This is a genomic window from Streptomyces sp. NPDC021356, assembly GCF_040641015.1.
Classification (GTDB): Bacteria; Actinomycetota; Actinomycetes; order Streptomycetales; family Streptomycetaceae; genus Streptomyces.
In genome coordinates this window covers 1-12324 of record NZ_JBFACU010000018.1, presented here as the reverse complement: position 1 = coordinate 12324, position 12324 = coordinate 1, and the positions used below count along the sequence as shown (strand labels likewise).

At 65.5% G+C, this 12324-nt stretch carries 5 protein-coding genes; 3 read left to right on the top strand and 2 right to left on the bottom strand.

The genetic code is table 11. From position 1 onward, the window contains the following. Positions 1–136: 136 nt before the first annotated feature. Positions 137–3826: a LamG domain-containing protein gene (locus tag AB0G56_RS24205; protein WP_360972625.1), complete on the bottom strand. Its 3690-nt coding sequence runs from the start codon at positions 3824–3826 to the stop codon at positions 137–139. Between the two features lie 267 nt (positions 3827–4093). Here AB0G56_RS24205 and AB0G56_RS24200 point away from each other — a divergent pair, with 267 nt between their 5' ends. The 3 genes from AB0G56_RS24200 to AB0G56_RS24190 all read left to right on the top strand — a co-directional run bounded on the left by AB0G56_RS24200 (position 4094) and on the right by AB0G56_RS24190 (position 7293). Beyond that, the gene (locus AB0G56_RS24200; RefSeq protein WP_360972623.1) at positions 4094–4264 is read left to right on the top strand and encodes a hypothetical protein; all 171 of its coding nucleotides are present in this window, start codon (positions 4094–4096) and stop codon (positions 4262–4264) included. A gap of 108 nt (positions 4265–4372) precedes the next feature. Further along, a complete protein-coding gene (locus AB0G56_RS24195) occupies positions 4373–5728 on the top strand; it encodes a hypothetical protein (RefSeq protein WP_360972621.1) in 1356 nt (451 codons plus the stop codon). Between the two features lie 467 nt (positions 5729–6195). Then, entirely contained in the window at positions 6196–7293 is a 1098-nt protein-coding gene (locus AB0G56_RS24190) for an IS110 family transposase (RefSeq protein ID WP_360972619.1), read from the top strand. A gap of 233 nt (positions 7294–7526) precedes the next feature. Here AB0G56_RS24190 and AB0G56_RS24185 read toward each other — a convergent pair whose 3' ends face one another. After that, positions 7527–11852 carry an NACHT domain-containing protein gene (locus AB0G56_RS24185; protein WP_360972617.1) on the bottom strand — a complete coding sequence of 1442 codons (4326 nt, stop codon included), beginning with the start codon at positions 11850–11852 and terminating at the stop codon, positions 7527–7529. Between the last annotated feature and the right edge of the window lie 472 nt (positions 11853–12324).

The window sequence follows — 12324 nt, the reverse complement described above, 5'->3', positions numbered from 1 at the left end:
CAGGGGGCACTCGAGCCGTGTCAGAGGCTGAGACGCCTGATTCACGCGGCGCGTCAGGGGCAATGCGCCCGATGCTGGAGGCAGGAAGAGGGGCCGGGCGGACAGCGGACAAGGGAGAACCGCCCGGCCACTACTTCTACTGCTGCTCGGTGTTGCGTCGGTTGGCGATCGTGTCGGTGGAGGTGGCTCCGGCCCAGACGCGGACGCTGTCGATCACTCCGGGGAAGTAGCGTGCGGCAGCACCGTCGATCTTCGCCCGACCGATTTCGAACGCTCCGCCTCCTTGCCATGATGCGGAGTACGGCACGCCGTTCCCGTCCCCCATCAGGGCGCTGTCGACGTAGAGCTTGAGCGCGCCGAGGTTGGAGGTGTCGTCGGGGTCGGCTGTGGCCTGGGCGTCGTAGACGACGGTCAGCATGACCGGCACCCCGAGCTGAGCCGTGGTGAAGGCGGTGGACTCGCTCTTGGTCCACGCAGCGCCGGTGCCGTCCTTGTCGGGGCGTCCGAACGTCCACCGGCCCTGGGTGCTGCCGGCGGGCTGCTCGTACCAGACGCCCCAGGAGGACTGACTCGTGCCGGACTGGCCGAATACCTGGACCGCGTACGACTTGCTGGTGTCGGCGAGCTTGGCGGGGTCCAGGGTCACCCACGCGGTGGCGGTGAAAGAACCGGAGTCATCGACGACCGGGCCGGTGGCGGTGGCGTACGCGCTGGTGCCGTTCAAGCTCATCGTCTGTTTGGTCGTGACCTCTTCGCCGATATCGGGATCACCGGTGGTGAACTGGGCCAGCGTGGCACCGTTGAGTGTCAGGTTCCGGCCGAAACCGCTGGTGTCTTTGACCGTGGTGCCGGTTGCGTTGGCCATATCCGTCGCATCCCACTTGGCGACAAGTGCCGGAACGGGATCGCCTGCGGTGCCGTCGCTGAGGTCCTCATCCTCCAGCCACGCGTCATGGGCGACCTCGGTGTCCGCGAGCGCCCGCGACCAGACCTCCACCTCATCGACGGTGCCGGAGAAGTTCTCCTTGCCGGAGGCGTTGTAGAACAGCCGCCCAATCTGAAGGCTGCCGGAAGCCTTCCAGGGCGTCGCGGCGAATGAGACAGACTTGCCTTGTGGAACGCCGTTCACATACAACTGGATGGTCTGAGCTGCGGCGTCATAGACGCCTGCCACGTGCGTCCAGGCGTGCAGGACAGGGGGCTTGGCACTGACCGAACGGACTATCACGGAATCGAGCGTGTCCGTCTGGGTGCGGTTGAAAATCCAAGCATTGTAGCCGCTGGAGTAGTACAGCGCGAACGCTGAGGCGTTCGAGCCCGCCTGGGACAAGACGGTGGAATTGACGTCCTTCCTTTCCAGACGTGCCCAGGCAGAGATGGTGAAAGACTTGCTCGTATCCAACACCGCTGTAGAGGTGGCCAAATACGCGCTTGTACCATTGAGCTTTGCCGCGCCGGAGCCGCTGCGGGCCAAAGTGTCCCAGGTTGCCCCCGAGGACGTCAGCGGATGCTGGGCCGCGAGAGCAGAGTCGGCGACCGTGTTGTCCAGGTGCCAGATTCCCGAAGGCTTCTCGGCGCCCTTCACCAGGAAGCTGTAATAACCGGTGCGCGAGCTGTGCCCAGCCGCGTCGAAGCCCCAGACCTGGATGGTGTTCTCGCCGGCCTGGTTCGGCGTGATCGTCTGGGTAGTGGCTGCGCCCTTCGCAACGCTGATCGGAGCGGAAACCGCGCCGCTGTTCAGCTTCCATTTGTAGCTGACGACATCCGACTGAATCCCTGATGTGGCGGGATCGGTGTCCGCAGGGGTGAAGGTGAACTTGCCCGCTACACCCACTCCGCCCGCGGCCGGATAGTTCTCAGACGGCTTGTACACGCCGTCTGCGCTGGCCACCAGGGGCGGCGGCGGCGAATCGGTGTCTATACGGAAGTAGCACCATGATGACCAAGGCGAGTTCAGGACGCCGGTGGCGCCCCGGTCCGTTTTGTAGTACGCCTGTGTCATCACCCGCATCCGGTAGTCCGTCTGTGCGGGCAACGTGCTGGAGGTCGCGTCACGGACGGCGTTGTCGGCCACCCAGGCACTATCTGGTGAGGCTGCGGACCAGACACGGCTGGAACCGTTGGCCTTCCATACCTCGAACATGGCACGCAGCTGAGCCTGGGAACCATCGACTGACTGCACTGTTGCCAGCATCTTCGGCGTGGTATCGCTGCTGGCGAAGGGCAGCGTCGAGGCGTTGCAGGCCCGGCCGGTGGTGCCCTGTTGGACTCCGTACGCCGTGGGCTTGTCGGGGTACGACACGTAAGTGACCGACAGCTTCGCGTCATTGCGGAACCGCGCCCAGGCACCCGCGTCGGACTCGTCGTGTGCAGTCAACGAGAAGGTGATCTGTGCTTCCTTGTTCTGGGCGTGAGACGCCAGGGTGGTCGTGAGGTTCTCGTTGGTTTCACCAACGTTGTCGCTGAAGCGAACCCAGTTCGCCGGCTGCGACGGGCTGCACAAGGTGCCCCGCCCGTAGGCCACACTCCGGTCGCCCATCAAGTCGTCCGCAGCCGGACGAGAGGACCAAGTGGTGCTGGAGGAGATGCCCGTGGTCACATGGCTCAGGTCATACACGTGCGCAGTGCAGGTGAACGTCCACACCTGATAGACCTCAAAGGTCGCGTCCAGGACCTTCTTCCCGTGGATCGAGGAGAGCGGATACTCGAAGTACATACGCTGGGTGTACGGACTGTTGGAGCACAGGTAGCCGGCGTAGTTGGAGCAGCGCCCCACGCCTTTGTCACCGTCGAACTTCCAGTACTTGGTGCCGTTGGAGGCCAGAGCCGTCCAATCCCCGAGAGTGATGCCCTTGGTCGGCGGGTCGATGAACAGGGGAAACACGGTGTCTTCACCGTGAAGAAGGGCTGGCTTGGGGGTGATCTCCAGGGTCGTGCCCGTGACCTTCAGCGGGAGGTCGGCAACGCGGTCACCGCTTCCCGGACCTTGCGAAGGAGTCGGTTCACCCCCGGCAGCCGGCAGAGGAACCGTTTCAGCCGTCTGAGGCTTATTCCCGCTCTCTGTGGACGAAGCCGTGCGGGAACGTTGCGGAGTGATGCCACGGGGGGAGGCTGCAGCGGCCGGTGCGTCGCCAGCAGAGTCCCACATCCGTCCCGCGGGGCTCTCAAAGACCGGCGTGCCGTTGTAGTCACGCGCGACAAAACCGCCGTCGGCCGTCGGAGCAATGTCCAGGCCGCTGCCGGAGACGGTCATCTTGATCGTCTCCAGCGCCGGGTTCTGCGCCGCCTCCGCAGTCTTGACGACGAGCACCGACGTGTAACCCGAGCTCAGCGCGGTCAGCTGCAGGTCGACGTCCGGCAGGACTCCGGCGTATGTAGCGGTGTCGCCGTTGAGCTGAGGCTTGGGGAGCGCAGTGGGCCATCCCAGCTGCAGTTTGTGTGCCCCGTTCTCCAGCGTGACCAAGTGGTCATCGCTGCCGCCTCCGGAGAAGGTGAGATGTGCTGCGGTATTTCCCGCGTGAACGGAGCCTGCGCCGTCACGGACGAGGGCGGTGTCGATGGGGGCCCAGGTGCCGTCATCCTTCCGAGCCCGGACTGGGGCCGCGTTCATCTCCTGTGTGAACGTGCCGTCGGGATTGGCAAATACCTGCGACGACTCAGTGGTCGCCGCGTCCACAGCCACTCGCTCACCCGTCTCGGCAGCAAGAGCGCTTGCCCTCGACTCCGAGGATTTGGCCGCAGCGACCGAAGCCGCCTCCCCCGTGGCGAAAGCTTGCGCTCCCCCGGCGGCGGCGAGCGGGACCAGGCTCAGGAGCGTGACGGTCACCACCCCACCCCGTACGGTTCGACGCCAGCCGCGCCATCGCCTTCGTGTAAGCACGCCCCACCCGATCCTTAGAAATCCTTACGAAGAAACTGTGTTGATCATGTGTATGTCGAAAACGTACGTCAATAGTGATGCCCATCACATGAAGTGTCCGTGTCTCGTATTGGTCGGCACGGGGCAGGTAGTCCTGCGGAAGGAGCAGCTCAAGGACGAGTTGGCCGAGGCGAGCGGCTCCGGAGGGGACGCCGCAGAGGGGCGACGACGGTCATGTCCGCTGGAGTAGACATTTACGGGCAAGAGGTCTGCGAGGCCGTGGGGAAGGCCGTGCGCGGATGGGACGCCGACGCCGAGGTCACCGCCTGGCTGCCGAACACCGCAGTCACCTCTACGAGAGCCACCACGCCGACCAGGTCACTCCTTCGGGACGAGTTCTCCTGACCAAACACGCGGACGCGCTCTTCGAACTGGCCGTTGTGGTGCTGAACGCGGACCGTCCATTCCGGTCACTGGCGGAGGTGGAGTCGCGCGCTCTGGCAGGCTCCCCTCATGGCGTTCACTCCTCCTCCCGAGGCTTCGGACTTCACCTTCACGCTGGCCGACGCTCTCGACATACCTGTCCGCGTGCGTTCCGACGGAGACCTGGCGAAGTGGGACCGCCGCCAGGCGCCGAAGGCCGCGCAGCCATGGCCGGTGACCGACACGCTCCCGGCAGACGGTGAATACCTGGCCACCACCACTTGGCGGCAACTCGTGACGGCGGCGACCAGCGCGGGCCGCGACCTGGCACCCTGGCTGCGGAAGACGCCGGCATTCGCCGTCAACGAACTCATCGCCCGCGTTGCCCCACTGCAGGCGTATCTCACACTCAAGGATTTCAAGGCGCCCGCTGGAGCGGCGGAGCGGCGGCTGTTCGTGAACGCCGTCTACCGCCACGGCACAGAACGCAGCGCCCATGCCGCCTTTGGATACCACCTGGGCATGACGATGGCCCAGTGGCTGACGGTCGGTATGGCGGGGCTGCCGGCCACCGTGCACCTGGAGGCTTGCGGCATACCCGAGCTGGTGGATCCGACGAAGAAGCTCCCAGATCTCTACGGCAATCACGCGGTCGAGGCGCTGCCATGGCTGATCGAAGCCAAGGCGCGCAAGTCACTGGGAGTCGGCGACATGCGCGACGGACAGTGGCAGCTGGACCAGGCGACGGCGGAGATCGCCGTCGCGCACCGGCAGGTGCTCTGCGGAACGGTACTGCCGGAGCCCGGCCGCTGGGAGGACGACCACCTCGTCATGATGGTGCACACCACTCTCGTGAGCCCGTCCCCGGTTGGCGGCGTCCACTCCCTACCAGACCCCCCGAGTGACGGAGGCGAACCCTCACTGGACGAGACCCCGGACGATCTGCTCAGTGTCGCGCGGGACCAACTTCTCGTCTTCAGAGCCTTGGCGTTCGGGGCAGTCCAGGACCTGCGGGTCGTCCCGCTTGCGGAAACGGGGCCGGGACCTGGCGGACCATCCAGGCGGAAGAGCGCCATGAGGCCGGGGGCAGTCGGCGCCGTCGTCGCCCACCCTCGCCTTCTTCGGGCGGGCCGGGGGCTCCGAATTCGGCACCCGGTCGCTGGCATGGGAGTGCATTGTGGACACGGCCGACGCGGGGAGGTTGTAGGCGCACGTGGCAGAGGAATGGCGCTGCGTCTGGGCCGCCCGGTGCCGTTGCTTCGATGGGGTGAACGCCTGCCTGCCGTTGACCAGGTACGCGGTGTGGACCTCCCTGCGATCACCGGCCTGGCCATCGAACTCGGGGTCCTGGTCAGGGCGGGCGGGAAACCTGTTGCCGGTGGCCCCTGGCAGGGGGCGAGCCAGCCGAGGGGGTCACCGCGCGGCTGGATGCTGCGGGTGCGCTGAATTTTCGACCTGTGTACCCAGCCGACGTCGTCGGTTGGCTGGTGCTGATCACGGGGGAGGAGCCGCATCTGCCGCAGCCGGTGAGGTCATCACCTCATTGCTTGACGTCTCCCCGTGAAAACCGGTCAGCAGTGGACGAAATTCAGCGCCTTGTCAGCCCGCCCGGTCAGGTTGAGCATCGGTACGGCCGAAGTCATCCCGGCAGTGATCGAGTCATGCCGCGGTGCCAGGTTCGATGGGACGGTTGTGCAGTGTCATCCCGGGCGGAGGTCTGACTCGTGAGATCTATGACCGAGGTGTCCAGTCACGGACCTGTCGACTGCCGTTGCGGGATGCTGCCTGCCACCGAGCCACAGGGCGTGTCCCCATAGGGGCCTTGCCGAGTTTCAGGCGCCATCACAGTTCAGACCGCCCGAGCAGGCCGGTGCCATCCACTCAGCACGTCACCACGCGGGAGGCGAACCATCATGACGACCCGACAGTGCAGCATCTCCTCGAGCACGGATCCGCCGGTTCGGCGCGAGGTCGTGCTGGGCGTGGACACGCACGGCGAGGTGCATGTTGCCGCCGTGGTCTCCCCGCTCGGGAAGATCCTGGGAACGGAGTCCTTTCCCGCGACGGCGGCCGGCTACCGACAGTTGCTCGCCTGGGCCCGCAGGCGGGGGACGGTGCGCCGGGCCGGTGTGGAGGGCACCGGTACCTTCGGCGCGGGCCTGTCCCGCTACCTGCTGGCCCAGCAGATCCAGGTGTTTGAAGTGAACCGGCCCGACCGGTCGGCGCGCCGTCTGCTCGGCAAGTCGGACCCGCTCGACGCGCAGGCCGCAGCGCGGGCCGTACTCAGCGGCCGCGCCCGGGCCCGGGCCAAGTCCGGCGACGGTCCGGTGCACAGCGCCCGGATCTTCAAGCTTGCCAAGGACTCCGCGGTCAAGGCCCGCACTCAGGCGATCAACCAGCTCAAGGCTGTTCTGGTCATCGCCGACCCCGCCCTGCGGGAACGAATGTCGAGCCTGGGCAATGCCGAGCTGTTCCGCACCTGCGCGCGTCTCGGCCCACCCGACGGTGAGGGAGACGAGGACGCGGTGACCCAGGCCACCCACATGACGCTGCGCATGATGGCCGAGCGCATCGAACAGCTCACCGCGCAGATCAACGAGCTGAACCAGCGCCTGACCCGGCTCGTCGAACACCACGCCCCGCAGCTGCTCGAACCGGTGGGCATCGGCCCGGACAGCGCCGTCACTCTCCTGATCACCATGGGCGACAATCCCGAGCGGCTGAACAGCGAGACGTCCTTTGCTGCCCTTTGCGGAGTCAGCCCCATCGAGTACTCGTCGGGGCGGCGGCGTACACGTCGGCTCAACCACGGCGGCGACCGCCAGGCGAACGCCGCCTTGCACCGCATCGTCTTCACCCGGCTGCGCCATGACCCGCGTACCCAGGCGTACTACGAACGTCGCACCCAGGAGGGCAAGACCCGACGCGAGATCATCCGATGCCTCGAACGGTACGCGGCCCGCGAGGTCTTCAGCCTGGTCAGACCAGTGTCCCGCACCCCCGCGTTATAGGGGCGTCGGTGATACGGCGAGGCCCCGCCGAGGACCATCCTGGTGGGGCCTGTGCACGGAGCCGTGAGACGACGAAGCCGCACCGGAGCTCTCCGGTGCGGCTTCGTCGTGAGGGCGGCTGCGCTGTCGGGCGCGTGTGGTCGGTTCCTCATGCGGCCTGTCCCGTGTGACGCGTTTGGGGGTGCGCCTACTTTGCGATTGCACTCGCCTATGCGCCTAAGAAGCCGGTTTCGTCAGGTGTTCCGTTGTGCTGAGCTGCGGATGGTGCAGTCGAGGACGAACGCTCGGACGTTCAGGTTCCTACTCTCGTTGAGCCGAGCGGCCTGGGCATCGTAGGTCTCCTTCAGGCCGGCAGGTGTCTGCCTTGCAGCTGGCCGCTTGCGTTCCTTCGCCGTCCACTGGTCGGTGGGGAAGAAGGCGATCAGGTAGATGCCGTTGCGAGTGCCCAGCGCGGCGAGGTAGTCGTCGGCGAGCTGGGTTTGCATGGCGGTTTTGATCTTGTCGTGCCAGTTGCCCTTTACTTCGATAGCGACCTGGGCCACGGACTCTTCCTGCCGCTGTGGTGAGGAGTGAGTCGCCGCAGCGGTGGGCGCCTGCAGGAGCAGGTCGATGCGGTCACCTGCACCCTTCATGTTGCGGTACACCTGCACTTCGCGGTTGATGAGAATGCCGCCTTCGACGAGGTCTCGTCGTAAGGCGTAAGCGAGGTAGTCGGACACCAGGTTCTCGTCTTTGGGGAATCGCAGCCGTTGCTTTCCGCTCTGGCCGTTCGGCAGGGTTTCCAGCTCGGTTTCGTTCCACAGAATTGCCGCGGGGAGAGTCCCTTGGGCCAGGTCTTCCTGCATTTTGTTCAGGAGAGCGATGACGACGTCCATCAGATCCGTTCCGTCCCTGACAAGTCGTCGACGTGGGTCGTGGATCAGCTGACTGAGTTCGTCGGGGGTGGGGCGGACCCAGGAACCTTCCCGGTGCGCTTGCACGGCTTTCTGTGCCGCCGCTCGGATAATGCTGGTCTTGGGCCAATCGGCCGCCAACTCTCGTAGGAGACGGATGGCCTCACCGGTGCCCCGCGAGGCGAGGTGGTCGAGTACGACATCAATGTGCGTCTGCGCAGCAGTCGCACCCGGCGGGGACGAGCCAGCCGAGTCCGTCGAGGGGAAGCGGCCCAGGAGGATGCGGGCAATTTCGGCCAGTGCCGGTTCGGACAGTTTGAAGAGCCACGCCTGAGTGCTGTGAGAGCGGGAAAAGGCGCCGGAAACGGCTACGAGCGCGGTGCCGTCGGTACGAAGACGGTGCTCTGCTGTCGGCCAGATTTCTGTGGGTGTCTCCAACAGGAAGACACGCAGATAAGCGGCGTCCAGACGCTCGTCGCGTGCTGGGTTGGGCTCGCTCAGCGGCGCACCGAATCGGTCCCGTACTTGGTGGCAGACACGGGGACTGCCTTGACGTAGAAGGATGGTGAGGACACGAGCGAGGACATCGTGGCCGCCAGGGCCGATGGCGGGAGCCTTTTCGTGAGCTTGCGCGGTGAGGTCAGTGAGTGTCTGCAGCAACCTGGTCTCCAGCTCCGGTGTCCAGATGTAGGAGGCCAGGTCGAGGACAGGCGAGGTCTCTTCCGCCTCGTACAACGCCCGGACCAGCGTGTCGTAGGTGGTCTCGAGTTGCAGCGCGGCGTGGAGGAGGGCCATTTCCAGCAGCTGGCCGCGCGGGCCGACGTGGCGGGCCGCAGTGCTGGTGAGGGGGAAGGCTAGGAGTGTCGGTGCCCAGGCTTGCCATTGGCCTGAGGGCAGCGTGGCCAGTATCTCGCCGTCGTCGTTGAGGAGTGCTGTGAAGGCAAAGATTGCTGCCCATGGACGGGCGGGAAGGCTGTTGGTGCCGATCCAGCTGCTGTCGGTGGGCAGGCCGTTCGTGACGAACCTGCGTGCTACGGCCAGCAAGCGGTGTTCATAGCCGTCGGCGAGGATGACGGTACCGGGAAGAGACAGCAGATCGGTGAGCAACTCGGTGGCCGCGAACCTGCCTGTGTCCGGATCGCATTGCAGGTTCCAGCACAGGGACACGAAGCTGTCGTGGTCGCCCGACTCCGCCTGTGCGAGAAACTCGCGGGTGGTGGTGATGTACTCGTCGCGGCCCTGCCATGGCTCCGTTCGCGACTGACGTCTTGCCGCCTGGGCCCTGAGCTGGTCAGCGCGAGGGCCGTCGATGGGAATGGCCTCAAGGTCTTGAGCGAACACCTGTGACCAGACTCTGGTGCCTTGAGTGGACCATGCCGTGTCCTGCCCGGCGTCTGTCGTCCTGGCCATGGACCACACGTGCTGCAGCATGGGCCAGGCATGCGGCGCCTTTTCGTCGCTGAGGCTCTGTTCGAATTTTACGAGCCAGGCGAGATCTGTGGCGTCGAGCAGGCTGGTGCGCTGTTCTCGTTCAGGGCCGACGGATGTCTCAAAACGCGAGCGGACGGTCCGTGTGGAATGCGGGTCCCATCCCTCGGCCAGCTGGAAGGCATCCTCTGCGTCTTGGGCGACGTCGATGAGGTGTCGAGTGAGCGTGCGGCGCAGATGGCGAGCGTGCTGGTTGTCAGGGTCGTCCAACGGTGCGCACAGCGGCGCGGGAACGGACAACTGTGGGTACGTCTGCAGGTAGATACGCAGCCACACAGCCACAATGGGAACACGCGCCTCGGCTTCCGGCCCGCTCAGTGCGCGGTCGAGGAGGCCCTGGACCATGGCTGCTTCGTCGGACCAGCCGGCCCACAAGGAATTGGGATTCATGAGATGCGATCCGGCCCAGCCCAGAAATGGCGCGATCTGGTCCTCCGAGAGAGAAGCAGGCAGACGGCGGCAGAAAGAGGTGTAAAGGCTGGGATCGGTTCGTGGCGGCGTCAGGGCTGCGAGGAGTTCATCGAGGGTGAGCCAGGGCTGGCATGTCTGAAGGACAGCGCCGCGCAAGCCGTCGGCGGGATCGTGCTCGGGCTGTTGAGCTAGTTCGGCGAGGATGGGCCTGAGCAGTGGAGCAGCCTCTGTCTGGTCCAGCATGCCAGCACATTGGGCAGCCAGGCGGCGCAGCCGGTGAGGATGCTGGGCATCACAGGCAATGGAAGCTACTGCCTGCAAAAGTTCCCCGACCTCGTTCTCGGCGATCAGGTTGAGGATGAGTTCGAGTTCGTGTGTGATGTGGGGCGCGCGGTTTACGGCTTCGTGAAGAGCCTGCTCCAACTGGCCGGCAAGGCCGGGGTGTCGCAGGGGCGCCATATGCCACCAGGGCAGGCCGTCGCCAGTCGTGTCCTGTCGGGCTTGGCGCAGCAAGCCATCGACGATGAGTTCGGCGCAGTGCGGGTCCTCGATGTAAGAGCTGTAGGAGGCTATGGCCTGCGGGTCGACCTCGATCAGCCAAGGGCCGAGGTCTGGACGCAGGGAGATGAGCCAGGCAGCCAGTTCATGAAGGTCTGTGGGAATGCCAGGCTCGCCGACCTCCCCCCCCCGGTGGACGAGAAGTCCCTGCAGTTGTTCGCGGGGGACTTGGTGGTCGGTGAGGTATTGAGCGGTGAGGTAGGAGGCGATGGAGGCGTGAGCAGGACCAGCGGCTGCAGGGCCGCGGTTGCTGAACAGCGAGCTGTTCAGGACCCCCTCAACGATGGGGCGCTCGATCGTGAACGTGTCACCGGGGGTGCCCTCTCGTGTGCCGAGGAAGGTGTCGATGGCCAGCAGAGCCTGGCCGGGCTCGGTTCGGCGCCTTGTGGTGATGCCCTCGGCGCCGGTGAGCACGCAGTAACAGGCGAGGCGGGCTGCGGTGGCGAACCTCTGGGACTGGCTTCCAGCAAGGTCGTCAGGGGCACGGTCATGGCCTTGGTGCATGACGGCATGCGGGAGGGCGAACGAGTAGAGGCTGGCGTGGCTGGCAGGCAGTGTGCTGTGTTCCAGAAACGTGTCGAGCAACAGGTCCAGAGTCAAAGGGGTACGCGCGAGGGCTTGGGCGCCGGCGTCGGTCACAGCTTCGAGAAAGAGCTTGGGATCCACGCCCTTGGCGGAGGCGGCTGCGACCAAGTCGCTTCGGCGGAGAGGTGCCAGTGTGTAGGTGCGGGCTTCGTCGATATCGAACGCGGCGATCACTGCCTGGCTCAGGACGTCGGTGTAGGCCATGCTGCGGCAAGCGATCAGTACTTGTAGCCGACGGCAGTCGTAGGTGGCGGCCAAGTCGGTAAACCAGCCAGCAATTTCTTTGCCGGTGGCCCGGCATTCATCAACGCCGTCCAGGACGAGAAGATGCGCATGCCCTGCCTCGGCATCGGCCGAGCTGGCAGCGGGCGTATGTCCTCTAGGGCCAAGTCGGCTGAGTACCGCATCAGCCTTGCGAGTCAGGTCCTCCCAGGACCGGACCTGGCCGAGATCAACCCGCACTTGTGCATCCCAGCCCCGGCTCGTCGGGGTTGCCTCGAGAACGGTATTCAGCGCGGATGACTTGCCGATGCCAGCTTCCCCGAGCAGCACCGCAGAAGCGGAACAGGCGTCAATCAGCGGCACAACCGACGGAGGCTGGCGATACCAGCTCGACGTGTCCATGAGGAACCCATGGGAGTCGACAGGGAGGTCCTCTCCCACAGGGACGCAGAATCTGTCCAGTCGCATACGGCACCCCTTCAGCCAAGGACACCGAACCTACCGCCGCAGGGCTACGCCTGGCACTCCGCTCATCCAACAACCCGCGCCTGACTCTGGCGGACCAACAGCCGCCTGAGCCGCCTGCACGCAGCGAACGCCGAGTGCAGTCGCCACCCACGCAGCTCAGAGCAGGTGAGTCACAGCCTGCCGACCGGGGGCAACGCGGTGGGGACCCCTATGTCTTTGGTCAAGGTGGTCGGGGCGGTATCGGGTGGGTCTGGCAGTGTAGCTGTCGTGAGTGATGACGTGTCGGGACTGCTGCACCGCATCGTGTTCACCTAGGACTTGTCCGGCCGATCATGTGACTACTTCGCAGTGGTGTCGTTGATGTGGACATGGGGCGGGGAGATCTGACGGATGCCGAGTGGGAACG